Consider the following 26,081-nt stretch of genomic DNA (forward strand, 5'->3'; position numbering starts at 1 on the left):
CCATAAGATCATATATCACGAGCCTTCAGAAAGGGCAATTCCACAGACTTACGATGGAATTTGGTGAAGTCATCGATCGCAATCCCTTTAAGGGCATCCAAGGCCAGTGAGCCTGAAGTATTATCATCCCGTAGCGGGTAAATAATGATACAATCCACAACCGCAGCATCTGCGGACTCAGCCGTTATTCCCAACGCTTTCAGTACGCCCCTGTCGCGGGCGTATCCGCTCAGCTGCCGTATGTCACTACCTTCATATTTTTCATGGTAACGCGGCTTGTATTTAGCATCAATGACTGCCTTACTTCCTTCCAGGCACAATAAAAAATCCGGGTAGCCGTATTTCCCTTTTACCTGGAATTTTATGAATCTTCCGTAGCTTTCTTTCCGGAGTTTTGATAATACATATAGTTCATATAATTTACTCATGTCGATCCAGAAAGGCGGTACCTTTACGGTCTTACCACGGGTCTCAATGGTATTGATGTTATAACCATAGCGCTGAAAGATCATTTTGGCAAGTCTCAGCCCTTCCCGGTATTCTTTAAAGAATGGATTGATCCTGATGTTTTGGATGTCATTGATATGGGCAGAATCGGAGACGGTTTCAAAAGCGGGGGTGATGTAATTCGTTAACGCCTCCATAACGGGACGATGTTCTTTCAGTCTGAATGAATTCAGGTAACGGAGTGCAAAATTCAGCGCTTTTTTCAATATCCTGTTCTCTAATCCATTGATGCCGAATTCATGATACTGGCAAATATGGTGTAAGGGCCTGTTCTTTAGGTTGTTTTGACGTATTTGCCTGGGGATCATTATCTTTCCCTTGATGCGGTTATTCAGGTCCTCTGTGACAGGATAGTAGCTTTTTTTCAACCCTTTTGAAACTATAGCTTTCATTATTTTCAGGAACTGATAGACCAGTAATGGGGTCAGCAGGTCAAGCTGGTGCGGTAATTCGATCTCCGGTTCTCCGGTCTTCATATCGAATACAGATGAAAAATGATCTCCGATATCCTCATTGGACAGGCCATCGAACAACATCCGGTAAAAATCGGTACTTCTTTCTTCGCTGTTCAGTTTAGGTTCGATATAAACTGCCAGCTTCCCTTTTTCCAGCCAGTCTGCGCCGATATAATAAGAACTGTGGATGGTTCTTTTTCCATTCCAGTGTGCTCTCAACTCCAAACAACACTTTTTTTCATCTCCCTTGAAGAACAGGGATGACCAGGAAACGTGTTCGTCAGACTGAATGAAATTGCTCAGATCAAGTCCGTTGGGGTAGCCACAGTGTTCACTGATGGGCCCGTTATTCAGTAAGCGCGTCATAACAGGCTCTTATTTTTTCGTCTGGAAGGTCTGTGAGTATACCATCCTTTACGTATTCATGTAATAACGGTAAGATCTCATAAATGAATTTTAACTTCAATTGCGGAACATTGTCTGCCAAAAAGTAACTATGGCCAGGCATTACGTCCTTCGCGTCGAATTCTGAAGCGATATAAATGCTCGCCGAGGGGTCATCTTCATTTGCAAAAAGGGTCTCGACCTGTTTAAACAATACTTTCGCTTGTGGAAGGGAGATAACATCCACATCCGGCGTGATATCAGCGAAAACAAAACGCCTTCTGATCGCGTAATCAAGATGTCCTACCGACCTGTCGGCTGTATTCATGGTGCCGATGATATACAGGTTGGAGGGGACGGTGATCAGGTTTTCCCCTTCATCCAGATCGTAAATGCTTTTTACAGGCACGTTGCGGTATTCCAGGGCAAATATGAGTTCGCCAAGCACTGCCGGAAGACTTGCCCGGTTGATCTCATCGATCACCAGGATGAACGGCTTCTCTTCTACCTGATGAGACGGGGTGGAGGGTTCTTTTACACCTTCGGTATTCAGGTAAGTCCGGAACAGCTCCAGAATTTTCAACCAGTAGCTGCTGTTCCCTTTAGCGGATAGGGAAAGCGTTGGTAGTTCCCTGATCTCCTGTAAGGTCTTTACATCTTTCAGATACATTTCTTTAAGGTCTGTATAGGGAACGCCGCCGTCTATGTCCCAGGTATCGCCTTTGTACCTGATCGTAGAATTTGTAATACGGGTTATATACGCGAAATCAGTCAGTTTGATCTTACCGGTATCGGTAAGCTGGGTCTCCAGTGACCCCTGAAATTTCCCGATCATCTGCTGCGTCCATTCTTCCCTGGTCGTTAACTCGACCGTCTTTTTACTGTCAAGTAAATTCTGGTTGGCCAATAAAGCAAAATTCGTAAAGGTCTTGTTTTCGGCCTTATATTCTATAGCATTATCTTTTGCTTTGGCAGCAATGCCCCTGATAAAGTCTTCATAGGCATAGGCCGGATGGAATTGAACAAATTCATATTGACCGGTTTCACGTAATTTGAGTATCTCCTTATCTCTCGCCGCCTTTTCTTTGCTCATCGGTCGTTTAAATATCAATTGATGGGCTATTTCCTGGGCGGTATAGGTTTTTCCTGTACCTGGCGCGCCTTGCAGAATGAGCTGCGGTTTGACCGTTAGTAAAAGATCGGTGTATTTTGCTATTTCCTGCATGTTTGCAAAACTTTGATTTTTCGTGGTGTAGATCAGCGAGTAGACCGGGAGTTGTCTTTTCAGGTCATTGATCAGGATATTAAGATCGCTGTCCTGGAGCTCATAGCTATCGTTTACCTGTTGGACCGGCAGCTCTTTTCCAAATAGTGTAAAGGTATTGTCCCTGGGTTTGACAAGTTCCGATCTGTTCCCCCATACGAACCGGTAGTCTGGCAGCATAGCGGTGATCTCGGCTTCTTTAGCGAGGAATGCTTTCATGAAAGGCCGGATATAATCTACAGGGTACATGGCATTTTTGAATGGCACATACTGGGCGCTAAAACCTAACCCATAAAATACCGTATCATTATCAAACGAAATATGATATTGGATCTCTGTGCCTCCGCCCTTATTGATGGCCCACTTATCCTCATCATGTGGATTACCGAAGAGCTGAAGGCCGCTGATACGCAAAGCGCCCTTTAATCTTTTACTGGTATACTGAAATTCTTTGATGAAGTCAATTCCGGCTGCTTTGTCGATAGCTTTGGACAATTCGGTGATATTCCTGAAGATCATTAATGATAATGGATAGGTGGTTTCTCGTCCTGCTAATATGCTGTTTAGTTTCATCATATCCAAAATAATTTGGGGAGAACTTTGTAACGACGGGAGATCATATTAAATCATAAATTTGAGCTTCAACCTTATTCAATTATGACCACGTCCAATTCCGTTTTCAAAAAAATGATCATTGATACCGTTAATCAAAAGAAAGGCGAATCTTTTTTTATAGATGTTTTTTACAATGAAGCCATCCGTCAGATCCGGTTCGATAAGGCAGACCGTGCATCTACTGTCCTGAAACGAAAGGCAACGGGAGAAGAATCGTGGAAAAGGAACCTGAGAAATTGTTTGCAAACACTAAAGACAAATGGTGAACTGGTCAACTCTTCACCAGGTTTCTGGCGGTCACCTACGCCTGATATACACTTTCATCTGGTGCCGGAGGACGCATGGATCAAAATTAAAAATGCTGCTGAAAAAGCATTGATATCAAATACTTTATGGGCATCAGCGATCATAGGGAACGATTACAAAGTATCGGGAGTCGATGCAGACACGATATATGTGGAGCGGCAAAGTACAGGCTCTGTCGCGGCTTTATCCAAAGAGACGGTGATCAGGGGTGTAAATTCATTGAATGCGGCCGGAGGCGTACTTGGAAGAGGCGCCATGATCAAAACTGTAGCCAAAGAGGCAGCTATTGTTTTTCTCCACCCGGATCTGGACTGGCATGAACACGGGAAGTTTATCAGGGTAGCCGGGCAGCGCACGGTATTAAAGGCGCTGGTCTCCGCACTTAAAGAGGCTACTGATGATGATGTTGAAGAAGCCCAGTACTACGCGAGAAGAATGCGCAAAGGACAGGCGCAGCTGCGAAATAATCTGTTACTGGTGTATGATGGAAAGTGTTGTGTCTCCAATACGGGTCCGGAAAATGTACTCCAGGCGGCCCATATTGAATCTCATGCCAGCAAAGGGAATAACAACTCGACCAACGCGCTATTATTGCGTTCAGACTTGCACGACCTCTTCGATGACGGGCTTTTACTGATAGAACCTTCAACCTTAAAGATCGCTATTCATCCTTCATTGAAGGATACAGATTACATATTATATGATGGGGATACCCTTCGCGAAAGGACGGATAGACAGTTACCTGACCGGGAAAAACTTGCTGAACGATGGACAAAATATAAATGGTAGAAGTGGTATGTTATGGCTCGACGCCTATCAATATCAAAGGGACCGACGGAACACCCCGCCCTTGCCTGGCCAGGTCATAAAGCGCGCCTTCGTAATAGCCGGGGCCCGATGACATCAATGCCTGCATGGATTTCATCGGTAATATTTCAATGCCCAATTCGATCGTGTTACCTACAAAGAAAGCGAGGTGTTTTACAAAAAGATCATAGGCTATGAAACTGTATTTGCCAAATTGTACCTCAACAGCGATCCTGTTCTTCACAAAATCGGTCTGGTTGTAGGATCGGATCGGTATCTTACCGGCTTTCTCGATCTCAGCCTTTTGGTCAGCTTCCGGCAAATGCATGGTCTTAGTGATCAGGTCATAGTCATCGGTCACCCAATAATTCGTCCTGCTTTCATACCATCCCAGTTTTGCAAATCCCTCTTTAATGATCTGATTGAGTTCGCCGGGGCTATATAAAAGATTGCCCATTTTCGTCTTTTCCTTACTGACCTTCGTCATGTATTTCGAAAGATCAATGGATCCGATCACCCCTACGATCTCGTCCCACATATCTTTATGATGATATTGGATCCATTCAAAGCCGTTCAGATGGGAATAATATGCCCCTATTTTCATTGATCTGGTTTATGGTCTAAAAATAAGGAATAAATTCATATTAAGCCAGAACCGGATCAAGCACGGGCGGTGCCAGTTCAATCCCTGTATTCTCTACAATGGCATTAAAGCCCGCTCCTAACAGGATACCGATAAATACATCTGCACTATTTTCGATCAGCTTTTTATTATCGACCTTTCCTTCCTTGCTGGTCAGTTCAGCTTCCACAAAGGAAAGGATAGTTTGCACATAGGTATCATTTGACCTTAAATGATCCTTAAACGAGGTTGCGAAGACGCCAATCTGATCGATCAGGTAAATAGGGCCTGTGACACCACGGTCCTTATTGGTCCAGTTCTTTTGAAGGTCATCGGTATTAATGCTCCTTATAAATGTCAGATATCCATTCAGAAGGCCTGATAACTGATCATCTTCAATAAGATTAGTATAGCTGACCGCTTTATGGAACAAATTACTGTCCAGTTTGTGCCCCTTGATATTCTTTGAGTTGCCATAAAAGAAATTAACAGACCAGCTGATCTCCTTGGTCACTTTATTGAACGCATTCTTCAGTTCAAATCTGACCCCACTGCCGAACCGCAGTCCCGGTATAGCCAGCCAAAAAGAACGGCTGGCTGAATAATTTGCACCCTCGTTATCCGGTTGATGGGAAATGGCCTGCTCCGTGCCCAGAACAAGGCGTTCCCTGATCACGTTCTTCGGTAAAACAAGTTCATTAAGCTGCGTTCCCAGCATGCTTTGAGCGATATAAAAGGTAAGTAACGGCGGTACTGCGTTGCCTATCATTTTGATCTTTCCGGCATAAGTCTTACTGAAATACTGGTAATTGATCGGGAATGACTGCAAACATCCTCTTTCCCGGATGGTCAGCCGCCTTAAATTATCCTGCGAGTCGCGGATGATAATACTTTCTCTTGAAACTCTTGTACAGAGCGCTGTAACTGTTCTTGATGGCCGGTCAATGCGGTCCGGGAAACTCATGGCGTTATAAACGGGATGATAGGTTTTGGTATCCCGGTTGATCCGCTCTTCTTCCGCAGACAGATTAGGCTCAAGGATATGATCCGTTACCAGTTCGCGGGGTAGTACAATATCATAAACGGGATCGGTCATCGGGTCTTGTTCCAGTGCATGCAGGACATCCCCCAAATTCAATTTTGGCGTTCTACCCGCGTAGGATTCAAAAAGATCAAATGGAAATCTTCCTGCGATCATCCGTTTCCTGTCCTGGGGCACACCGAAATCAGATGCTTTATAGACCCTGATATCGTCAAATAAATGGGCAAATTGTTCCAATGATCCCCCGGGAGCGATCTCCCCAGCGAGTATGCCGGCAACCCTTGGCACGTTTTCCATGGCCCAGTAACGTGGCTGTAAATATTCAACCACCTCCAGGAATTTCTTGATATCTACTAATCCATCTGCAATATCCCCCTTGCCACCACGGTTTGCCAATGAGAATTGCGTACACGGCGGACTGCCGACCACAAAATCGATCAGTGCCGGATCAGGCAGATCGGCATGGGTCAGTTTCCGTATGTCACGTTCCGCATGGTCTGACCCGAAATTCTTATTGTGTGTCTGATTGGCATCTTTCCACCATTCATAGGAGGACAAAACCGGAACGCCGGCCATTTTAAAGCCCAGGGTCCAACCACCAATTCCACTATACAGATCAATAACTGCCATGCTATACTTCTTTAACCAGCTCCTTGGAGCGTAAATGAATTATTTTTTCTTTTGATGCCTTAAGGATGCTTTCATAGCTTTTCTCATCGATCAGCAAGGAAGCGATCTCATCGCTCAGGTATGCTTTCTTCAGGTCTTCGGCCTTCACGCTAAATAAGCGGGAAAGCACTTCAATGATGTCGTCGATCCTTTTCTTTGGGAACTTGTTCTCGTTCTCGATCCTGCTCAGCACGGCAACATCCATGTCCAGTTCATTGGCCAGCTTTCGCTGAGGCCAGTTCTGTGCTTCTCTTAATTCCCGGATCGTCGAACCTAAGGTTGTCATTGATATCAAATATATTGATAGTTTTTATGTTGACAAAAAAAATCAATATAAAAGTTATCAACAAGGGCTTATTTGTTAACGTTGGATATGACCAGTTCGATCATCGGAACCGTATCTTCTTTGATCTGACATTCCCAAAAGGTCAGTACTTTCCAGCCGGACTGTTCCAGTGCCTGCCTTTTTCGTTCATCCCTTTCTACGTTCTTTCCGAACTTATTCTGCCAGAACAGGCTATTTGATTTTGGGTTGGGTAAATTACAGACCGGGCATCTGTGCCAGTAACAACCGTGAATAAAGATCGCCACTTTTTTTCCTGGAAACGCGATATCCGGCCGTCCCTCGACTTTCCAGTGGAGTCGGTATCCCGTCAACCCGTGCTCTCGCAACGCCTTTCTGAAGATGAGCTCCGGTAATGTGTGCCTGGCTTTGATCGCGCTCATGACCTTCGACGTGATGGCGGACTTTGGTACCGGTGAGCGTTTGTCCCTGCTATATTCCTTCATTCTTTATCAGCCTGTCCTTGCCAATGCCGATCAATATGAAAGGACACGGGTTCCCCACGCCACGATCAAGGCGCAATAACAATTTATTCATATGCGTGGTCGCCTGCCCGTATTTTGAAGAATACATGACCATAGCGATCTTTCTGATGGCTTCGTCTTTTGGCAATTTGATCAATGTCCTTATTGCAGCCTTGGCTGTATCGGAAAAGGAAGAGTATGTGGATAGCTTTTCCATGTCAAACGGATAAAGCTCTTCCAGGAACCGGTGATAGACATGGTATAGCTCGGTTTGCAAACTCGCTCCGCGTGTGATGATGACACCCATGCTCAATTCGCCGATCTGGTGCAGCTTCCTGAAGTTCTCCAGGTCGCGGTCGTAGAACGGGTCCTTATTGTTCCATTCGATCTCCAAGCCGATATTGCCCTGGTCAAAGGATTTATAATGATCCACCTCGTGACTCTCCGAGGTCAATATCTTACCTCTTACCCGGTGCTCACTTTCGATCTTTGCCTTTTTCCAGTCGCTGGCCACTAATAAGCTGCCAAGCGATTGGGTGATCGAGCTTAGCCCCCCTCCGCCTTTAATGATCTGGCTTTCCTGGAAAGTAAAAGTATTGAGTATCTTTTCAAGTTCGGCTTTGGCATCGGTAAAGTGGTCATTGATGATCGAATCCGCGAACCGGGTGAAATAGATCTCGTATCCGGGCGCATTGATGATCGCGTCGTTCGTGTAATAATTAGGCATATGATGGACTGAAAATTCAAAGATATGATATTGAAGCTAATAAAATCATGCCGGTGGGTATGTTAGCAGGCAAGTCTTTATATTTGGGTCTGAAGGCTGACCATTTAGCTAGCCTCCCATCATCCTTATCTATCATAAAAATTATGAATTTCAAGAAACTGTCGCCGGAAGATTTTGAATTTTTAGTTGAAGATATTCTGAAGCTCAAAGGTTTCACGATAACATCCCGTCCGGGAAGAGGTCCCGATCAATCGAGAGATATGATCGCGGAACGATTATATACCAGCGATATGAAGATATCTGTCCGGGAGGTGTGGCTCGTACAGTGTAAACATTTGGCCGGAGGGAAAAAGAACAGATCAGTGCTGGAGAGCGATATCCCTAATTTTGTAACAAAAGCCAGCCAGCATAAAGCTAATCGTTATTTACTGGCTACCACCACAGTGGTCAGTGAAACGGTCAAGGATCTGTTCAATGCGACCAATGATAATGAAAGATCCGGATTGAAATGCGCTTTTTTCAATCAGCACGATCTGAAGGACTTCATCCGGCTTTATCCCGATCTGTATGAAAAATATTTCAATTCCGATGATCAGCCTTTAAAGGAAAAAGCCAGGGCTTTGGCTCGTTTTCTGCAGGTACATCATTTCGAAGTGCATAGGGGCGCTATCCTGTATGACTCGAATATCACCGCTGTTTTTGGTAATGATAAATTCAGTGATAAGCGCACAAAGCAAACTATCAGCGCATTCAGGCAATTGCTGAAAGAGGAGGGTGTACATGAGATCATCCTTGTTCAGACGGATGATAAATTTTCCTGGTGCATGTTCATACAGAGCAGCAATGCTTATTATTATCATGAAAAGATATGGGAACTATACCCGGCTGATGACATTGGGAAAGCGGCTCAAAAGGAGGCTAATTTCACCCGTTTATGGACCCATTGGGATACTCCATTTATAGCCTCCGGCTTGAATCTCTGAACCGCCTGATCATTTGCATGCTTCTTTCCATGCCTTATACAGGTGTTGAAGACCGGTCTTTGTTCCTCCCTGAAAAGATCTTCCCTGGTTTTTTGCCGCGATCAGTTTGGCTACATCTGCCGCGTGACCTGTGTCCCAGCCAAGCTCCCGGATCAGGTAAGCACTGACCAGATCTTCATCAAGCTCCGGTTCATATTTATGCAGGGCGAGCACCATTGTTTTAGCCCTGTTGTTATCATGCGGATTATTTATGCCGGTCGTGCGATTGATAGAATTCGTTAATTGTTCCAATGCCTTTTTTACAATGCAGGACGGCTCAGCAAGTGCGGCTACCGCAGGTTGACCGCCCCTGATATCTGTAGGGTTCCAGGTATTCAGGTATTGCTGGATCCCGCTTTTTTGCCACGGTACCGCGATCACAGCGACAGTTGAATAGAGGTCGTCCAGAGGAAGTATATGCTCATCATCAAGGGCCAGCGTAATAATGACATCCTGCGCGTTATAGCCACCCTTATAAGTTTTAACGGTCTCTATCTTAAATACCGGTCTGCAATTTTTGAAGGTCATTCCCTTGAACAATTGCTTGACAGTGTTCGTGTCAAAGGCCCGCTCCAGCCAATCGACAGTATTTTGAGTACGGGCCAGCAGGATCACACGTTTTATAGAGGCATTTGCATCCGCCAGTTCACAGGCATATTTCATTGCCTCTTTATAGGCATTGTCATCATTATATTCGGTATCTACAAAAAAATGTGCTATCGCCATGATAAGTGTTTATGTTTAGTTCATGCAATTTACCTAATTCATTTTATATTGCCTATGCCATGTTTTAACATAGGCCCATTAGACAAACATCAACCATGCAGGACCACAAAGCTTCCTTAAAAGCAGATATTGACCGGATGACGCAGATCCTCCTGTACACGCAGGAGTCCTTTATTATTGCGGACTACCTGATCAAAACGGAAAAAATAAGTTATCTCAATACGATAAAAAAAAGAAATGTCTTTTTTGAATATGTCAAACACCAAAGCTGGCGGGTCATGGTGATCGAGCTTTGTAAGCTGTATTACTTCAAGTCCGGCTCAAAAGAGAACACGAATAACCGGGAACAGTTCAATTTACGGCACCTGATCAAAAGGTTACAGCCTGGTGGGGTTTATGACTGGGTCGGTGTCCAGCAGGAGATCATCGCGGACTGGTTAGCCGAAATGGACAGGCTTGATCCGTTTATACTCGACCTGCTGCATTTGCGTGATAAGCGACTGGCCCACGATGACCGGCAGGTATATGCTTTTAATAATGTATCCCGGAAATATATCCAGCGAATGATCAATATCGCCCAGTACATATTATCGCTGACAAGTATCAAGGGGCTTGATGAAGGGATGAGCTTCCAACTGGTACGTTCCCCGTCTGATGCTTTGAAAAAGATCATTATACAATTAGCTGATGCTCAATGTTCAAAGGATAAATAAAGATTGATATGCTACACGGATTCATTACACAGGACTCGGATGAAAGGAAGGTGATCGAAAAGATCACGAATTTCAGATACAAACATAACGGCATGCCTGACCTCACGCTTTTCTATAACCTTTTATTCGACCCGGTAGGTTATGAAGGCATGGAGGAGTATCATGGCTTTTACATCGGCACCAATATTCTGCGGAAGGAAATTGGCATTGAAAGAGAAGGGAGGCCCGGTGATTACGATATTATTTTCATTCCGTATCATAAAGATAAACTGTTTTATGAACGGACGGCTGTCTTTGAGGTCAAGATCGCGCGGCCCAGCTTTGAAAATGTCAACAGGAACGCGAATTCATTAGGCGAAAATCAGGTATATGGTTTGATAGCGGATGGATTTCCGTTGGTGGGTCTGCTGCATATCGTTATATCCCGGCCATTGTCATTGAACCAGACCACGCAGATAAAAATGGGCAAAGTCCCGCTTAACATTGACTGGCAGCCGGGTGACCCGCCGCAACCAAAAGTACAGGACCTGTTCGAATCCCAACCGCTGGACTGGCTGCCCTGGCATGGTCTCGATCAGCAAATGACCAGGTTGATCTGTGCAGGTTTCCCCAAATATGTCGGCATCAACGCTTTTGCTATTACGCAAAACCCGGATGGGACGCATAATGTCACTTCCTCACGTGAATACAACGGGTACACTTCTGGTTACTTCAGCCCGAAGAAAAGTATGCAAACGATTGCCAAAATCGAGGAACACTTTTTAAGGTATGGCGCGGAACGTTACCGCCAGGCTGCGATGTGGGATCATTAAGATCTTTTAATTCCTGTTATGTATTTTCTACATCCCCGTTATGATTTAAAAAACCTTTCCTTTTCAAATTTGCCTGGTACAACTTATCATCATGACCCCTGACGAACTGCTTACCCGAAAAGACCTCGACAACTTTAAAAAAGAACTCTTTGAATTACTCCAGCCTTTAACCAAAGCCCAGGGCCTCGTGCAGCAGAAATGGCTCAAAAATAAAGATGTTCGCAAGCTGCTCCAAATATCCGACGGCACGTTGGCTAATCTGCGGATCAACGGCACCCTTACCTTTCATAAGATCGGTGGAACTTATTTATATAGGCAATCCGACATTGACAAAATGCTTAGTGACCCTGAAAAAAAAAGCCCGAAAACGAAATAACGCCTGCCCAAAAACAAACGTTCAGCGTCCGGTTCTACATTAAAGAACCCAAAACAACGAAGAATGAACTGTGGCATATCTATATCCGGGTGACGGTGAACAGCAAACGGGAAGACTGGTCTACACAGCGTCGTTGCTTAAAGCAGGAATGGGATGTCGGCGCAAACCGTATGAGCGGTAATAAGGCCGTAGCACAGGAAACCAATGGCTGGCTGGAAACGCTGAATGCGCGGGCATTTGTATGCCGGCAGGAACTTTATGCCGCTGGCAAGCCTTTTACACCTACCCATATCCGCAAGTTGATGCAGGGTGAGGAACTTAACCCATCCAAAACGCTTTATGACGTATGGGACTATCATTTCAACCAGATCTGCAGCCTGGTTGGAAAAGATTACGCGGTAAGCACGATCAAAAAATACAAAACTGCCCGGAATGCCATGAAAAAGTATCTCAAGCTGCGTTATAAGGCGGACGACATCAAGCTTGATCAGCTCGATTTTCAGTTTATAAGGGAATACGAAGTCTATCTTAAGGCTGACTACAATGTCAAAAATAATACTGCTGTACAAATGGTGAGGAAAGTCCGCACCGTTGTTCGTTTGGCTTATGAACTGGGCTGGATCCAACGTAATCCGTTCCTGGCGCACCGGATGAAACTCGACGAAGTGCACCGGGACTACCTGACCAGCGATGAGATGCGCCAGATGTCTGTCAAGAAATTCCATCCGCCAAGGCTAAATATAGTCCGGGATATGTTCCTGTTCAGTTGTTATACCGGCTTATCTTATGCCGATGCTGTGCAGCTCAGGCAGGGTGACCTGATCACCGGCGAAGATGGCGACCGCTGGATTCAAACTAACCGTATAAAAAATAACAACCGGGTACGAGTTCCTTTATTGGAACCAGCGCAACAGATCATTACACATTACCAGGACCATCCGCGTACTGCGGACGGGAAATTTTTGTTACCACGTATTAGTAATCAAAAAGCAAATGCTTACCTCAAGGAGATCATTCGCAGTCTTGGCTGGCAAAAGAACCTGACCTACCATTGTGCACGTCATACATTCGCCACCACAGTGACGCTGACCAATGGTGTGCCCATAGAAACCGTAGGACAGATGCTGGGGCATAAAAATATCCGTTCCACGCAGCTCTATGCCCGTGTGACTGATACAAAGATCAGCCGGGATATGCAGCCACTTAAAGTCAGGTACCAGGGTCAGGAGCTCCGGCTTTCTTCTGAAGTTGGTTGAAGGTGTTCATAGTTGCCACTCCGGCGAACAGCAATATGATCAATTATGTTTAAAATTAAGAGCCGGACATTAACTCCTGCATTTGCCCATAAACAGTATCATCCGTTTTCTTTCTTCCAAATATGGAAACTGCCATCACTACAGCGATCATTAGCGAGCTGCCGATGGTTAATGGACGGGAACCCTGGTGATTACTCAGTCTGATGGCGATGTCCACCAAAAGGATCGCGCCTAATACTAAAATAACGAGGCTTACCGGCTTCAGCGAAAATAAATTGGGGCGTAATTCAATAGGTTGACCATTATCCGGAACATTACCGTTATAATGCCCGATGCTGATGCACACCTGGTATAGCGCAGCGTCTTCACGGATTGATGAACCCGTAAATACGGGTTCATATAATATAAAGTGTCTTTTTCTCCCATCGTTTAAAAGAAATTTCAGGTTATATCCCGATCCCAATAGTGAACGGGTAAATTCCGCCTGGTAGCTTTCAACTTCCTGCCAGTTGACTACTACCGTCGGAAATCCTTCTTCTTCGATCTTGAACCCTGCAGCGCTAATAAAAACAATTGCCGGATGGATAAAGCGGTTCTTACTTAGGTATACAACCGCCAACGGCCCCAATAAGAACAAAGAAGCAGCGACTACCATAGCGTTATAGTTGCCGTGGCTACCAATAACAATAAGAAAACCTGCTATAATAAAAGCCGGGTAAGTTACTAAGGTGAAGTTTAGGGATTTTTCCCGGTGGAATCTGTTTAATTGAAAATTCATATGGATTCGGCTAAATGATCGCCAAATATAATTTCCGATAACAATAAAAGAAAAATGAAATTGCTTCCTTAACAGCTTATTTACAATAGATTATTTATTTTGGGCAAATTTTTCATTAAATTCGTTCAAGAAAGAAAACCGTGGCGATCCTGGGCACACTTACAGACATCGAATTGCTATCCCTGCTCCGGGAAGACGATAATGCTGCGTTCACAGAGATTTACCACCGTTATTGGAGAAAACTCCTGCACTATGCTTTGCAAAAGACCAGTGAATACATGGATGCTGAAAACCTGGTGCAGGATGTCTTTGTTTCTCTCTGGAACCGTAGGGGACAACTGGAACTCAGTGGTGAATTATCCAATTATTTAGTGGTTTCCGTCAAATACCGGGTGATCAAGCTGCTCGCAAAGCAGCGTTCACAGCGTCTTTACGTGGAAGATAAACTGCAAAATGCCGACCTGCTTGATGATTCCACACAGGAATACCTTTCATTTAATCAGTTAAAAGCGGAACTGGAGGAGATCATCGTTACCTTACCCGAAAAGGCCCAGCTGATCTACCGCATGAACAAAGAACAAGGCATGAGCCATCGCCAGATCAGCGAGGAGTTGGACATGAGCGAAAAGGCCGTCAACGCCAGTCTCGTCCGCACGAAGAAAACCTTAAGAGCCTCTTTAAACTCATTCCTGGGCATGTATCTTTTATAATAGCATCTACGCAAATGTTATAATTCACAGTTTATCATACACGTATATTTCTGTGCGATTCTACGCCTGAGCCGTGATGTATTGCTCGCCCCAATTATAAAGGTCCTCCAATACGGGTAATAAAGTTTGTGCTTTTTCGGTCAGTGAATATTCCACCCGTGGCGGCATTTCCGCGTAGATCTTCCTATTCACCAGTTCATCCTGCTCCAGTTCTTTTAATTGTGCGCTCAGCATCTTAGTGGTGATAAACGGCATTTTCTTCTGCAATAGCCCGAAACGGTGATGCCCCTGATGGATAAAATACAAGAGCGCGATCTTCCAGCGGCCGCCTAATACCCGCATCACATTGTGCATGGGGCAAATAGCAGCTAATTCTGTTTCGTTAGAAAAGTTGGTTGACGACGTTTTTCTCATTACTTTCTTTTTGGATACTATAGTACAAATTAGTATGTACTGGTGATTATGAAATCAAAGATAGAAATTTGTCATCAACAAAAAAGAAAAAATTTATGAAAAAGACCATCGTCGTATTAGGCGCTACCGGCAAAGTTGGCGGTAAGATCGCAGACATCCTTCTAAACGAAGGACACCATGTAAAATTAATTGCCAGGTCGAAAGATCTGGAAAAAAGGTTTAGTCAGACTGAGGCGGAAGTGATTCCCGGTGATATCACCGATACTGATTTGCTGAGTGCTGCATTCAAGGATGCGGACAGTGCATTTATATTGCTGCCCCCTAATTTCGCCGCTCCTAATTACCGGGAATTTCAACGGGAAGTGGGCGATGCGGCTATTGAGGCGATCAAAAGATCAGGACTTAAATATGTGGTCAACCTGAGCAGTGCCGGGGCGCATATGCACGAAGGCAACGGCCTAATTGCCGGCCTCGCCGAGCAGGAAGTAAAGCTTAATCAATTGAAAGACATCAACGTTATGCACCTGCGCCCGGCTTATTTCCTGGATAATGCGCTGCTCAATATCAATCTGATCAAGGATAGGGGCATCAATGGTACCACGGCAGACACGGACCACCAGATACCTATGGTAGCGACCAGCGACGTCGCTGTTGTTGCAGCCAAAGCGTTGGCTGGCCTGGACTTTAACGGCAAAGTGGTACGGCCCGTGCTTGGCGACCGGAACTATTCCTTTACGGAGCTCACCGGCATCATCGGAAAATCGATCGGGAAGCCCGATTTGCAACTGGTGCAGTTACCGGTTGAGCAAGCTAAAGCGGGCATGATCAGCCTGGGCATCTCCGAAAACGTCGCTGAAGATATCGTTAACATGGAAACCTCCCTGAAAAACGGCATCATGAACTACCAGCAGCGAACTACTGAAAATTCATCGCCAACGAGTGCGGAGGCATTTGCAAAGGATGTGTTCGCCCCGGCTTACCACGCTGCTTAAACCAAGAACATTTTTAAAATAAACGATCATGAAAAGCAAAAGATCATTAACCCTACTCAATTCATTTTTTATATCACTACTTACATTAAACACCATTAATGTCATGGCACAATCAGTAAACAACACCCGGCCTGAAAACGATCCGTTAATTTTAAAGGATATACGCACCTTTTTACAAGCTTTAAACTCCGGAGGCGGCAAGCCGCTGGAACAACTCTCACCTGCGGAAGCAAGACAAGTTTTAACAGGCGCGCAAAATTCGGTAACTGTAGACTATTCGGGCATCGAAGAGTCTGAAAAGACCATCACCCAGGATGGCATTACCGTAAATATCCACATCGTGAAACCCGTAGGCGCAAAGAAAGATATCCCTGTATTTATGTTCTTCCACGGTGGAGGATGGGTATTGGGGGATTATCCTACGCACCGCCGCTTTGTCCGCGACCTGGTGGTAGAAAGCGGATTAGCCGCAGTATTTCCGGACTATACGCCTTCACCAGAAGCGCACTATCCTACAGCCGTCAACCAGGCTTATGCGGCCACCAAATGGGTATCCATTCATGGTGAAGAGATCGGCGTGAACGGAAAAAAGCTTGCTGTTGCGGGTAACAGCGTCGGCGGTAACATGGCGGCGGTCGTAGCCTTAATGGCAAAGGACAAAAAAGGGCCCGAGATCAAGTTCCAAATGCTGTTTTGGCCGGTGACCAATGCCGGTTTCAATGACGGTTCCTACCATGCCTATGAAAACGGCAGGTTCCTGACCAGGAATATGATGATTTGGTTTTGGGATAATTATACGACTGACAAAAATGCACGTAACGAAATTTATGCCTCTCCTTTGCGGGCCACCCTTGACCAGTTAAAAGGATTACCCCCTGCACTGGTGCAGACCGCCGAAAACGATGTTTTGCGTGATGAAGGCGAGGCCTATGCCCGTAAACTGGATGAGGCCGGTGTTGCCGTAACGCTAACGCGTTATAACGGCGTCATTCATGATTGGGGCCTGCTTAACCCGCTCGCACACCTCGCTGCAACAAAATCGTCTATGCTACAGGCTGCGGCAGAATTAAGAAACGCATTAAATAAGTAATTTTATAGAATTGGAATTATTCATTATGAAAAAGATTGAACTAAACAGGAACCATCCTGGATTTAATAAAAATGCGGAGCCATTTTTTAGCATCATCATGGAAGGGCTAAAAGGAGAAGTGGACGGGCAGCATTTTTGGGATGCGGTCGCAGAGGATGCTATATTTGAATTCCGGTATAATTTTCCGGGTTTCACCAACAAAATAGAGGGCCGCAAAGCCTATATGGACTGGTTTGCCGGTTACAGTAATGTGCTGGATTCGGCAGACAATTTAAAAGTGTATAAAGCACAGCAGCCGGATAATGCTATCATATTGGAATATGAAGTTCATGGCCTTGTCCCTTCCACCGGAAAATCGTATGACAACCGATTTTGCTCCATTATTACGATTAAAGACCAGAAAATCATTCATTGGCGGGATTACATGGATTCCCTGGCAGTGATGCTTTCTTTGACCAACGACTGATCTTAAACTTAAGGTGCTATCTGAAAGCAGAACTTCAATTGAAGTTCTGCTTTTTTATTAAAAACGGATTAAACACTAAAGATCATTGCCATCAAAAAAGTGTATGATTAGCTATGAATAAAGTGTACGATAAACTGTGAATAATGACAGCAAACGCTCAAATAAATTATTTTTTCTATCCCGCGTGTCATTTGCCATTCCCAAAGGACTTGTTAGTATATAGCCCTAAAAAATGGCCGACAAAGAACAAAGACGCTTACAGGAACTCGCGCATAAAATGCTGCAAGGCAAGATCAGTGCCGAAGAAAAGGCCGAGCTAAATCAATGGCTGGCCAGGTCCGATGACAGCCCCATTGAAGTGCCGGAAATGGCCGGTCAAAACGATGACCAGCTCGAAGCGCTGCTTTTTCAAAAGATACAGGAACGGATCAGGCCGCAAAAAGTCATCCGGCCATTATGGCCCCGTATCGCCGCAGCCGCTTCCATTTTAATATTCCTTTCTGTTGGCGCTTACTATGTATTCCATAAACAAGTACCGCCGCAAATCGCCCTGATTCAAAAGCAGGATATAGCGCCCGGACGGAACCAGGCTACTTTGACCTTGGCCAACGGTCAGAAGATCATTCTTAGAAAAGGCTTAAGTGGGCAGCTGGCCCGGCAGGGCAACACGGTGATCCGGGTTAATGGCGGATCGGCTATTGCCTATGTGCCCGGTCAGGTGGATGCTAAAATTGAATATAACACCCTGACCACGGCAAAAGGAGAGATGTCGCCTTACCCGTTGATTTTGCCGGATGGCAGCAAAATCTGGCTCAACTCACAATCGTCCATCACTTTTCCTACTGCCTTTTCGGGTAAAGAACGTCTAGTGAAAATCACGGGCGAAGCTTATCTGGAAGTGGTGCATAAAGCAGATCAACCCTTTAGGGTTGCGGTTAAAGGGCAAACCATCGAAGATAGAGGCACCCATTTTAACATCAATGCTTACGATGATGAGCCGGTTATCAATACCACCCTGTTAGAGGGCAGCATAAAAATCTCAGTGGGAACAAAAACAGCGGTCTTAAAACCGGGTCAGCAGGCCTCCACGGTTAACGGGAGTAGCTTAATCAATGTAAAAAGTGCGGACGTGGACCAGGCAGTTGCCTGGAAAAATGGTTTTTTTCAATTTAACGATGCGGACATTCAAACTGTTATGCGCCAGCTTTCCCGCTGGTATGATGTGGATGTGCAATATGAGGGCAAGGTTCCGTCATTTGATTTCTCAGGTGAAATGGAACGCAGCCTGAATGCGTCGCAGGTATTGAAATTATTAAGTAAGAAAGTACACTTCAGGATTGAAGGAAAGAAAATTATAGTAACACCTAATTGAGAAGAACGAGTATTAACCCGATCAGAAAACATTAAAAAGAAAGACTATGGATAAAAGCAGACAAAGATAGCAGCATAGGTTACTTAAATAAAAAAACCGGGTAGTGGTTCGAAGCACAGCCCGGCAATAGTTTGAGTAAACCTACCCGGTAATACCGGGAAAACAATTTGGAAAACTGATAGAATTTTTAACTCAAACCATTCAAAGGTAATGAATTTTACTGCTTTTTTAAAAGCGATGCCATGTGCATTGCTTCAACCCCAACAGGTACTGGTCTCCATCGCGGAGATCTTCCGCAGGCATCCGGTACTTATTAAAAGAATAATTATGCGGATCAATCTCATAGCTCTGTTAATAACCATCGGCCTGGTTCAGGCGAGTGCAAAAGGATATGGTCAAAAAATATCCCTGAATGAAAAAGATGCGCCCGTTGAAAAGGTACTTAAATCCATCAAGGAACAAAGCGGCTACGTGTTTTTCTATGACAATAACGATCTAAAACAAAAGACGGTCAGCATCCAGGTGCAGAATGCGGATATTAACGAAGTTTTGGATCAATGTTTTAAGGATCTCCCTTTAACTTATACCATAGAACATAAGACGGTGGTCATTTCACAGAAAGAACCGAACCAACCCACACTGCTCGACAACCTCAAAGCCAAAGCCGCCGAACTCCTGGCCACCCCCTTCACCATCACCGGCACAGTCACTGATACCACCGGTACACCTATGATCGGTGCCACGGTGATCCTGGAGAATACCAAATACAATGTGGTTACGGATGATAACGGTTCCTTTTACTTTAGCAATATCCCGCAGGGAAACTATAAGCTTGTTGTTACCTACGTAGGGTATAAAAAGATTGAACAACCCATCGTATCGGCAGGCAGGCCTGTTGATCTGAAATTAGTATTACATTCCCTTTCAGGCCAATTGGCGGAAGTGGTGGTCAGCAACGGCTACCAGAAGATTCCGCTGGAGCGATCAACCGGCTCTTTTGATTATATCGATAATGCCGCCTTCAACCGCTCAACCGGGCCGGATGTGATTAGTCGTTTAGACGGGATCGCTAATGGTGTATTTTTTAATAAAGGCGGTGATGGAAATAATTTTCCGGCGACCTTAGGAAATATGCAAATCAGGGGGGTAAATACAATATCTGGAGGATATTATAGTAGTTCGACGCCCCTCGTGATTCTGGATAATTTCCCCTATAACGGCGACATCAATAATATCAACCCAAACGATGTGGATAATATTACCATTTTGAAGGATGCCGCAGCTGCTTCAATCTGGGGGGCGAGGGCTGGTAACGGGGTGATTGTTATCACCACGAAAAGAGGGAAGCTGAACAGTCCTATGCAGGTGCATTTCAATGAAAATCTGAGCATTACCGGGAAACCCCGGATCATGGATGATCCGGCCTATCTGCCATCCAGTGATTATATTGATGTAGAGCAATTTCTTTTTAAACAGGGCTTTTATAGCGGGGTGTTTACCGACCCTTCGCAACCTGCCTATTCGCCGGTGGTCAACCTGCTGAACGAGGCGCAAAACGGGACGATTTCCGCAGCATCCGCCAACACCCAAATCAATGCTTTAAGGAATCAGGATATTCGAAATGATTACTTGAAATATTATCTCAGGGATAAAGCAGCCCAGCAATATTCATTGGGCATCAGTGGAGGAACGAATAGCGCGACCTATGCCTTATCGGTTGGTTATGACAAGGCGAGTGGTGGTACGATTGGTGGCAGTTACAATGACCGATTCACCATTTCTTCTAATAATAGCTTCAGGCCCTTAAAAAATCTGGAGATCACCGCTGGGTTAAGTTATGTTATAGCACCGGGCTATTCCAATGCTCCGTCTGCGGGAGGATTGAGTTACACAAGCCTTTATCCTTATACCCAATTGGCAGATGCCAAAGGCAATCCTCTGCCTATAGTCTACGGATACAATACTGCTTTCGTAAACAGCGCGGTGCAAAACGGCTACCTGCCCTGGACATATAATCCGCTTCAGGAAGTGCAACAAAAGTTGGATGTGACGAATACAAAAACATATGATACCAGATTAAATACGGGCATTAATTATACCATCATTCCTGGCTTAACGGCCTCTTTAGGCTACCAGTATGAAAGCCTTTCTTCCACTTCTAATCAGTTATATGATCAGAACAGCTATCATATCCGTAATTTAGTGAATACTTTTACGGATTTCACACGTTCGAATCCACAAAATACGATCTATCCAATACCGATAGGAGATGAATTGGATTATAATAATAATACAACGATTGATCAAAGCGGCCGGTTTGATGTCAACTACAATAAAAACTGGGGTAAAAACGAATTGACTGTCCTTGCCGGATCAGACATCAGCGAAACAACAACCGGTCAGCAAAACGGCGTTTATTATGGTTATAATGGTTTAGGAAACGTCGCTGCCATCGATCCAACGACCTATTATACGCAATATCCATCAGGAAATAGTTCTTTAATAGACTACAATAATCAGCCTTTTAGTGGCACTATAAATAGATTTACTTCCTTTTATGCAAATGCCGGATACACTTATGACAAACGCTATACATTAACAGCAAGTGTACGGAAAGATGAATCTAATCTATTTGGAGCCAATCAAAACCGTAAAGGAGTGCCGTTATACTCTTTCGGTGGAAGCTGGAAAATATCCGATGAAAAATTTTATCATTTCGATGCGATCCCTGTTCTAAGCCTCCGCGCTACCTATGGTTTTAGCGGCAATCTGCCTAATGTGGCAGCTATTACAACCATTTCTTATCAAGGTAATAATGCCTATGGTATTCCTTATGCAACTGTCAACAACCCACCTAATCCAAACTTAAGCTGGGAAAAAGTGGGACAAACTAATTTAGCGATTGATTTTACAAGTGCTAAAGCCATAATTTCGGGTAGCTTCGAATATTGGCATAAAAACGGCACAAATCAAATTCAGTCCGGTATTCCTATTGACCCCACAACAGGTTTCGGGGTACTTACTGAAAACGCGGCAGATTTTAAAGGAAATGGTATGGATATAACGTTGAATAGCCATAATGTACGGGGTAAGTTTACTTGGACTACGGGTTTAAACTTTAATTATGCCATTGATAAAGCCACGAAATATTTTGGAACAAACCTCAACCCAACGGTAGACCAAATGATAGGAATTCATTCTGCTGGGAATTATCAGATTGGACTGCCACTCGAATCCGTTTATGCATACAAATGGGCTGGATTAACGCATAATACAGGTGACCCGCAAGGCTACTTGAACGGGGAGGTGAGCACCGATTGGGCGTCGATAGCGAATGCATCTTACAGCACGAATAAATCAAGCCTGGTCTACCTTGGGTCAGCAGCTCCTTTATATTTTGGCAACCTGCTTAACACTTTTACCTATAAACATGTTACCTTATCAGTCAACATTACCTATGAATTTGATTATTGGTTTCAGAAGCCTACGGTTTCGTATACAACTCTTTATTCATCCTTTAAGGTTGGCAATTTAAAGGATTACCAAAACCGCTGGCAGCAGCCGGGTGATGAAACACATACTACCGTGCCTTCAGCCATTTACCCGGCTAATCCGGATAGGGACATGTTTTACGGATTTGCACAGCCAAACTTTTTGAAAGGGGATAATATCAGGCTCAGAGACCTGCGCCTGAGCTACCAGTTGGACAACATCAAGAAAATCGGTTTGAAGAATGTACAGGTTTATTTGTACAGCAATAATCAATGGATCATCTGGCGGGCTAATAAGGAACACTTAGACCCGGATTACTTATTCCTGCCGCCATCTCAAAGTGTTTCTTTAGGTATAAGTGGTAATTTTTAATCATAAAATTTATAAAAAATGAAAAATATAAAATATTTAAACTTACTGGTTTTTGGGCTGCCCTTATTTTGTTTTACATCCTGTAAAAAATACCTGGATGCCAAGCCCAATATTTCGTTGGAAATCCCAAATACTGTGGCTGATCTGCAAGCCATTTTGAATTATGGTGTTCATGGATCAACTACAGCTCAAATAGGCAGCGATGACTATTATACGCCATATCCCCAGTGGCAAAGTATTAACGGTACTTTCAATCAGGACAACTACTATTGGAATTTACCAAATCTACAGTCCTCAAATGGTGATTGGGAAATTCTTTATTCTGATATATTTAACCAAAACGTCGTACTAGATAACATTTCCACAGTTTCTTTAGGAAATCAATCCGCCGATACGCGAGACCAGGTAAAAGCACAAGCATTATTTAACCGTGCTTTTTTGTTTTTTGAAGTTGAAAAAATATTTGGACAACCTTACAAACCCGCTACCGCCAATACTGACCTGGGAATTTGTTTAAGAACAACATCTTCAGTGACGGCCCCATCCAGCAGGGCAACTGTACAGCAGAGTTATAACCAAATCATCAGCGACCTGCGAACCGGAGTTGCTGTATTGTCGCAATCCGTGCCCGCACAAAATTTGGCCACCAAACAAGCCGCTTATGACCTCCTTGCGAGAGTCTATCTTTCTATGGAGGATTATAAAAATGCCTTAACTGCTGCAAATTCCGCTTTGGCTATTCAAAATAAGCTTTTGGATTTCAATACGCTCAATCCCTCAACTACTTATCCGATGCCAACGCCCAGGACTAATAATGAAATTGTATTTTACACGAATCCGGTTGGCGCTGGTTCACTTACTTCTTCTCATGCGTTGGTGGATACGCTATTGTATGCATCATACTCCGACAATGATTTGAGGAAAACTATCTATTTTAAGCACAGTGCGTTGGGCGGATATACCTTTAACGGGGGATATGAAAAAAATCAGGAGGCTTACACTTTTTCAGGCTTGGCCACGGATGAGCTATATCTGATCAAAGCGGAATGTGAAGCGCGGGCGGGGAATGTAAACAATGCAGCGATGAATGATCTGAATGCCTTATTGGTGACGAGATGGAAAGCGGGGACCTTCGTGCCTTATACCGCTGCAAGTGCGACAGACGCCTTAAATCAAATACTGTTAGAGAGGAGAAAAGAGCTGATCTGGCGAGGAATCCGATGGGATGACTTGCGCAGATTGAACCAAGACCCCAATTACGCGGTAACCTTGAAGCGTAATCTAAATGGGATTGTTTATAGCTTGCCTCCCGATGATCCACATTATGCTTTTCTTTTGCCCCCCGATGTAATTCAATTAGGCGGCGTGCCGCAGAATCCAAGATAAATAGCAGTATTAATTTAATTAAAAAGAGTATGAAATTTTCATTAAAAACATTTTTATGGCTATTGCCACTAACGATAGTACTAACTCAGAAACTGTCAGCACAAGATAATAATTACATATCTGTATTGGCCCGCGAACTGCGGAATACAAAGATCACGGCTTTTCAGAACGTTGAAAACTACCCGGAACATACTATTAAACTGTCTGATTTAGATGGTAAGACAGCGATCCTACTGGATTTCGGAGGAATTAACTGTAGAGGATGCGTTGCAGGATTGCCCGTGTTAGATAGCCTGCAAAAGAAACTAAAGAATAAACTCCTCATCATTTGGGTAACCCAAAATTCAAAAGAACAGATAAGTGAATTCTTAACCAATAATAAGATTGGCAAGAAACTCAGTATCCCCATTATGGCAAATGATACCGATTTATACAACTACTTTTTAGGCAAATCAAGGCAAATACCGCAGGAGGTAATGATAGATTGTTATGGAAATACGATTGGACTAGTAGGCGGACAGGTGGTAAGTGGCCCATTACTTAATTTTCTTGCCAACGTCAGAATGGGAACAGGGCACTACGTTGAACTATGGAAAGACCCTAGATAATTAAATATGCGCAAAATATATTTTTTATTACCACTACTTATGATCATAAGCAGCGGTTTATATGCCCAGATCGAAAACCCGGTAAAATGGAGTTATGCTGCTAAGAAAATGAACCAACAGGAAGCTGTTGTTTTTATAAAAGCGACCATTGATGAGAACTGGCATATCTACTCTATCAATCAAAAACCCGGTGGGCCTTTAAAAACAAGTTTGGTATTTATCCCTTCAACCGGTTATCAGTTGGAGGGTAAATTGAGGGAGCCAACTCCGCATACGGTGCATGATGAAGTGTTTGATATGGAGGTCAGCTACTTTGAGAAATCAGTGGTCTTTCAGCAAAAGGTAAAGCTCAATACGGGCCAGGCAGTCGTCAAGGGAAAAATCAAATACATGGTATGCAATGAGGAGAAGTGTGTCACACCCGATGATGTAGATTTCAGTATTCCCGTGAAGTAAACCAATCCAAAATAAATAAAGCTTTTTTAAAGCGTTTTCGGGCGTTTATTGGCCGCGCATTGCCAAAAAAATAAAAATAAAACCAAAAAATATGAAGAAGATCAGGTTATTATTACTATTGATCGCACCCCTGTCCACTTATGCCCAGGAAGGTGCTTACCAACTGACCATTACAGGAACTAAATTAATTCCACCTGCAAAGGTGTGGCTGATGCTGTCCAAAAGCAAAGCTGATACCGCAAAATTTAATAAGGGTGCGTACGCCATTTCGGGGAAAGATTCGCTCAATAAGGTAGTCAGTCTGAAAATCGATAGGGACGGTTCGGGTAAGCAGGTGAATACCTTTCCAATCTTTCTAGCCGGGGGAGCGATAGTAATTAAATTAGATACGGGCGAATTAACAATAACTGGCAACACGCTAAGCCGCCAATTCCAGGAAGAACTAGTTACCCCGATGAGCCTGGAAGCAAAGAACAGAAACTGGTTGGCCTTTGAATACGATGCAGCGATAGATCATAACTCACCTGATCTAGCGAATTTCAAAAAAAGGTACGATCAGGAAACGGCAGTATATTATGCTATTCCCGAAAACTTTATAAAACATGCGCCTGGTTCACCGCTGGCTATACCCGCGTTAACCATCATGGGGAATGCGCTGACCGGCATGCAAGGAAAAGATAACCCGGGTTTTGCTACGATGGTGGACGACTTAAATAAACTGTTTCATTCGCTCAGTCCTGCAATCCAGAATAGCCCTGAAGGCCTAAAGTATGCACAGCGATTGGCCAAACTAAAGGCTGCGGAAAGCAATTAAGTCAACCCAAAAACTAATAAA

Annotated in this window: 26 protein-coding genes; 16 read left to right on the forward strand and 10 right to left on the reverse strand. The window is 44.1% G+C overall.

Annotated elements, in window-relative coordinates:
• Positions 1–8: 8 nt before the first annotated feature.
• Positions 9–1,187: an McrC family protein gene (locus HB679_RS10095; RefSeq protein ID WP_214071839.1), complete on the reverse strand. Its 1,179-nt coding sequence runs from the start codon at positions 1,185–1,187 to the stop codon at positions 9–11.
• 121 nt (positions 1,188–1,308) lie between these two features.
• Positions 1,309–3,186: an AAA family ATPase gene (locus HB679_RS10100; protein WP_214071840.1), complete on the reverse strand. Its 1,878-nt coding sequence runs from the start codon at positions 3,184–3,186 to the stop codon at positions 1,309–1,311.
• Between the two features lie 111 nt (positions 3,187–3,297).
• On the opposite strand from HB679_RS10100, the gene HB679_RS10105 reads away from it, so the two are divergent.
• Positions 3,298–4,320: an HNH endonuclease signature motif containing protein gene (locus HB679_RS10105; protein ID WP_214071841.1), complete on the forward strand. Its 1,023-nt coding sequence runs from the start codon at positions 3,298–3,300 to the stop codon at positions 4,318–4,320.
• Positions 4,321–4,330: 10 nt separating this feature from the next.
• Here HB679_RS10105 and HB679_RS10110 read toward each other — a convergent pair whose 3' ends face one another.
• From HB679_RS10110 to HB679_RS10130, 5 genes are all read right to left on the reverse strand, one after another.
• Positions 4,331–4,942: a BglII/BstYI family type II restriction endonuclease gene (locus HB679_RS10110; protein WP_214071842.1), complete on the reverse strand. Its 612-nt coding sequence runs from the start codon at positions 4,940–4,942 to the stop codon at positions 4,331–4,333.
• Positions 4,943–4,982: 40 nt separating this feature from the next.
• The gene (gene dcm, locus HB679_RS10115) at positions 4,983–6,632 is read right to left on the reverse strand and encodes a DNA (cytosine-5-)-methyltransferase (RefSeq protein ID WP_214071843.1); all 1,650 of its coding nucleotides are present in this window, start codon (positions 6,630–6,632) and stop codon (positions 4,983–4,985) included.
• 1 nt (position 6,633) lies between these two features.
• Positions 6,634–6,957 (reverse strand): helix-turn-helix transcriptional regulator, encoded by a 324-nt coding sequence (locus tag HB679_RS10120; RefSeq protein ID WP_255547582.1) that lies wholly within the window; start codon positions 6,955–6,957, stop codon positions 6,634–6,636.
• A gap of 68 nt (positions 6,958–7,025) precedes the next feature.
• The gene (locus HB679_RS10125) at positions 7,026–7,460 is read right to left on the reverse strand and encodes a very short patch repair endonuclease (RefSeq protein ID WP_214071845.1); all 435 of its coding nucleotides are present in this window, start codon (positions 7,458–7,460) and stop codon (positions 7,026–7,028) included.
• Positions 7,447–8,205, reverse strand: a complete 759-nt coding sequence (locus tag HB679_RS10130) for a BglII/BstYI family type II restriction endonuclease (protein WP_214071846.1) — start codon at positions 8,203–8,205, stop codon at positions 7,447–7,449. Before HB679_RS10130 ends, HB679_RS10125 begins: the two co-directional genes overlap by 14 nt.
• A gap of 143 nt (positions 8,206–8,348) precedes the next feature.
• Here HB679_RS10130 and HB679_RS10135 point away from each other — a divergent pair, with 143 nt between their 5' ends.
• Positions 8,349–9,188 carry a restriction endonuclease gene (locus tag HB679_RS10135; protein ID WP_214071847.1) on the forward strand — a complete coding sequence of 280 codons (840 nt, stop codon included), beginning with the start codon at positions 8,349–8,351 and terminating at the stop codon, positions 9,186–9,188.
• Between the two features lie 9 nt (positions 9,189–9,197).
• Here the strand turns inward: HB679_RS10135 and HB679_RS10140 are convergent, their stop codons facing one another.
• Positions 9,198–9,953, reverse strand: coding sequence for a hypothetical protein (locus HB679_RS10140; protein ID WP_214071848.1), 756 nt, complete (start codon positions 9,951–9,953; stop codon positions 9,198–9,200).
• Between the two features lie 95 nt (positions 9,954–10,048).
• Between HB679_RS10140 and HB679_RS10145 the strand changes: the two genes are divergently transcribed.
• From HB679_RS10145 to HB679_RS10160, 4 genes are all read left to right on the forward strand, one after another.
• Positions 10,049–10,666 carry a hypothetical protein gene (locus tag HB679_RS10145; RefSeq protein WP_214071849.1) on the forward strand — a complete coding sequence of 206 codons (618 nt, stop codon included), beginning with the start codon at positions 10,049–10,051 and terminating at the stop codon, positions 10,664–10,666.
• An 8-nt stretch (positions 10,667–10,674) separates the two neighbouring features.
• A complete protein-coding gene (locus HB679_RS10150) occupies positions 10,675–11,478 on the forward strand; it encodes a hypothetical protein (protein ID WP_214071850.1) in 804 nt (267 codons plus the stop codon).
• 91 nt (positions 11,479–11,569) lie between these two features.
• Positions 11,570–11,854, forward strand: coding sequence for a helix-turn-helix domain-containing protein (locus tag HB679_RS10155; protein ID WP_214071851.1), 285 nt, complete (start codon positions 11,570–11,572; stop codon positions 11,852–11,854).
• 38 nt (positions 11,855–11,892) lie between these two features.
• Positions 11,893–13,110: a site-specific integrase gene (locus tag HB679_RS10160; RefSeq protein WP_346345150.1), complete on the forward strand. Its 1,218-nt coding sequence runs from the start codon at positions 11,893–11,895 to the stop codon at positions 13,108–13,110.
• A 55-nt stretch (positions 13,111–13,165) separates the two neighbouring features.
• Here HB679_RS10160 and HB679_RS10165 read toward each other — a convergent pair whose 3' ends face one another.
• Positions 13,166–13,888 (reverse strand): hypothetical protein, encoded by a 723-nt coding sequence (locus tag HB679_RS10165; RefSeq protein WP_214071853.1) that lies wholly within the window; start codon positions 13,886–13,888, stop codon positions 13,166–13,168.
• A gap of 140 nt (positions 13,889–14,028) precedes the next feature.
• On the opposite strand from HB679_RS10165, the gene HB679_RS10170 reads away from it, so the two are divergent.
• Complete coding sequence (locus HB679_RS10170) at positions 14,029–14,598, forward strand: sigma-70 family RNA polymerase sigma factor (protein WP_214071854.1); 570 nt, start codon at positions 14,029–14,031, stop codon at positions 14,596–14,598.
• Positions 14,599–14,658: 60 nt separating this feature from the next.
• On the opposite strand, the gene HB679_RS10175 is transcribed toward HB679_RS10170, so the two are convergent.
• The gene (locus HB679_RS10175; protein WP_255547572.1) at positions 14,659–15,012 is read right to left on the reverse strand and encodes a helix-turn-helix domain-containing protein; all 354 of its coding nucleotides are present in this window, start codon (positions 15,010–15,012) and stop codon (positions 14,659–14,661) included.
• Between the two features lie 95 nt (positions 15,013–15,107).
• Here HB679_RS10175 and HB679_RS10180 point away from each other — a divergent pair, with 95 nt between their 5' ends.
• The 9 genes from HB679_RS10180 to HB679_RS10220 all read left to right on the forward strand — a co-directional run bounded on the left by HB679_RS10180 (position 15,108) and on the right by HB679_RS10220 (position 26,060).
• On the forward strand, positions 15,108–16,004 hold the full coding sequence (locus tag HB679_RS10180; protein ID WP_214071855.1) for an NAD(P)H-binding protein: 897 nt from the start codon (positions 15,108–15,110) through the stop codon (positions 16,002–16,004).
• 28 nt (positions 16,005–16,032) lie between these two features.
• Entirely contained in the window at positions 16,033–17,094 is a 1,062-nt protein-coding gene (locus tag HB679_RS10185) for an alpha/beta hydrolase (protein ID WP_214071856.1), read from the forward strand.
• 25 nt (positions 17,095–17,119) lie between these two features.
• Complete coding sequence (locus tag HB679_RS10190) at positions 17,120–17,560, forward strand: nuclear transport factor 2 family protein (protein ID WP_214071857.1); 441 nt, start codon at positions 17,120–17,122, stop codon at positions 17,558–17,560.
• A 232-nt stretch (positions 17,561–17,792) separates the two neighbouring features.
• Entirely contained in the window at positions 17,793–18,932 is a 1,140-nt protein-coding gene (locus tag HB679_RS10195) for a FecR family protein (protein WP_214071858.1), read from the forward strand.
• A 210-nt stretch (positions 18,933–19,142) separates the two neighbouring features.
• Complete coding sequence (locus HB679_RS10200; protein ID WP_214071859.1) at positions 19,143–22,796, forward strand: SusC/RagA family TonB-linked outer membrane protein; 3,654 nt, start codon at positions 19,143–19,145, stop codon at positions 22,794–22,796.
• Positions 22,797–22,814: 18 nt separating this feature from the next.
• Positions 22,815–24,182 carry a RagB/SusD family nutrient uptake outer membrane protein gene (locus HB679_RS10205; protein ID WP_214071860.1) on the forward strand — a complete coding sequence of 456 codons (1,368 nt, stop codon included), beginning with the start codon at positions 22,815–22,817 and terminating at the stop codon, positions 24,180–24,182.
• A 62-nt stretch (positions 24,183–24,244) separates the two neighbouring features.
• Positions 24,245–24,790, forward strand: coding sequence for a redoxin domain-containing protein (locus HB679_RS10210; protein ID WP_214071861.1), 546 nt, complete (start codon positions 24,245–24,247; stop codon positions 24,788–24,790).
• Between the two features lie 39 nt (positions 24,791–24,829).
• A complete protein-coding gene (locus tag HB679_RS10215; RefSeq protein ID WP_255547573.1) occupies positions 24,830–25,246 on the forward strand; it encodes a protein-disulfide reductase DsbD domain-containing protein in 417 nt (138 codons plus the stop codon).
• A 91-nt stretch (positions 25,247–25,337) separates the two neighbouring features.
• The gene (locus HB679_RS10220) at positions 25,338–26,060 is read left to right on the forward strand and encodes a DUF4369 domain-containing protein (RefSeq protein WP_214071863.1); all 723 of its coding nucleotides are present in this window, start codon (positions 25,338–25,340) and stop codon (positions 26,058–26,060) included.
• The last annotated feature ends 21 nt before the right edge of the window (positions 26,061–26,081 follow it).

Source organism: Mucilaginibacter sp. dw_454 (genome assembly GCF_018449775.1).
In the GTDB taxonomy this organism is placed as follows: Bacteria; Bacteroidota; Bacteroidia; order Sphingobacteriales; family Sphingobacteriaceae; genus Mucilaginibacter.

What these genes read in the sequence shown, in the direction of transcription:
- dcm (WP_214071843.1), bottom strand. Translation starts at nt 6,632, where the DNA reads ATGGCAGTTATTGATCTGTATAGTGGAATTGGTGGTTGGACCCTGGGC.
- HB679_RS10145 (WP_214071849.1), top strand. Translation starts at nt 10,049, where the DNA reads ATGCAGGACCACAAAGCTTCCTTAAAAGCAGATATTGACCGGATGACG.
- HB679_RS10175 (WP_255547572.1), bottom strand. Translation starts at nt 15,012, where the DNA reads ATGAGAAAAACGTCGTCAACCAACTTTTCTAACGAAACAGAATTAGCT.
- HB679_RS10155 (WP_214071851.1), top strand. Translation starts at nt 11,570, where the DNA reads ATGACCCCTGACGAACTGCTTACCCGAAAAGACCTCGACAACTTTAAA.
- HB679_RS10185 (WP_214071856.1), top strand. Translation starts at nt 16,033, where the DNA reads ATGAAAAGCAAAAGATCATTAACCCTACTCAATTCATTTTTTATATCA.
- HB679_RS10205 (WP_214071860.1), top strand. Translation starts at nt 22,815, where the DNA reads ATGAAAAATATAAAATATTTAAACTTACTGGTTTTTGGGCTGCCCTTA.
- HB679_RS10140 (WP_214071848.1), bottom strand. Translation starts at nt 9,953, where the DNA reads ATGGCGATAGCACATTTTTTTGTAGATACCGAATATAATGATGACAAT.
- HB679_RS10220 (WP_214071863.1), top strand. Translation starts at nt 25,338, where the DNA reads ATGAAGAAGATCAGGTTATTATTACTATTGATCGCACCCCTGTCCACT.
- HB679_RS10110 (WP_214071842.1), bottom strand. Translation starts at nt 4,942, where the DNA reads ATGAAAATAGGGGCATATTATTCCCATCTGAACGGCTTTGAATGGATC.
- HB679_RS10105 (WP_214071841.1), top strand. Translation starts at nt 3,298, where the DNA reads ATGATCATTGATACCGTTAATCAAAAGAAAGGCGAATCTTTTTTTATA.
- HB679_RS10120 (WP_255547582.1), bottom strand. Translation starts at nt 6,957, where the DNA reads ATGACAACCTTAGGTTCGACGATCCGGGAATTAAGAGAAGCACAGAAC.
- HB679_RS10200 (WP_214071859.1), top strand. Translation starts at nt 19,143, where the DNA reads ATGAATTTTACTGCTTTTTTAAAAGCGATGCCATGTGCATTGCTTCAA.
- HB679_RS10130 (WP_214071846.1), bottom strand. Translation starts at nt 8,205, where the DNA reads ATGCCTAATTATTACACGAACGACGCGATCATCAATGCGCCCGGATAC.
- HB679_RS10150 (WP_214071850.1), top strand. Translation starts at nt 10,675, where the DNA reads ATGCTACACGGATTCATTACACAGGACTCGGATGAAAGGAAGGTGATC.
- HB679_RS10125 (WP_214071845.1), bottom strand. Translation starts at nt 7,460, where the DNA reads ATGAAGGAATATAGCAGGGACAAACGCTCACCGGTACCAAAGTCCGCC.
- HB679_RS10100 (WP_214071840.1), bottom strand. Translation starts at nt 3,186, where the DNA reads ATGATGAAACTAAACAGCATATTAGCAGGACGAGAAACCACCTATCCA.
- HB679_RS10215 (WP_255547573.1), top strand. Translation starts at nt 24,830, where the DNA reads ATGATCATAAGCAGCGGTTTATATGCCCAGATCGAAAACCCGGTAAAA.
- HB679_RS10165 (WP_214071853.1), bottom strand. Translation starts at nt 13,888, where the DNA reads ATGAATTTTCAATTAAACAGATTCCACCGGGAAAAATCCCTAAACTTC.
- HB679_RS10190 (WP_214071857.1), top strand. Translation starts at nt 17,120, where the DNA reads ATGAAAAAGATTGAACTAAACAGGAACCATCCTGGATTTAATAAAAAT.
- HB679_RS10180 (WP_214071855.1), top strand. Translation starts at nt 15,108, where the DNA reads ATGAAAAAGACCATCGTCGTATTAGGCGCTACCGGCAAAGTTGGCGGT.
- HB679_RS10195 (WP_214071858.1), top strand. Translation starts at nt 17,793, where the DNA reads ATGGCCGACAAAGAACAAAGACGCTTACAGGAACTCGCGCATAAAATG.
- HB679_RS10135 (WP_214071847.1), top strand. Translation starts at nt 8,349, where the DNA reads ATGAATTTCAAGAAACTGTCGCCGGAAGATTTTGAATTTTTAGTTGAA.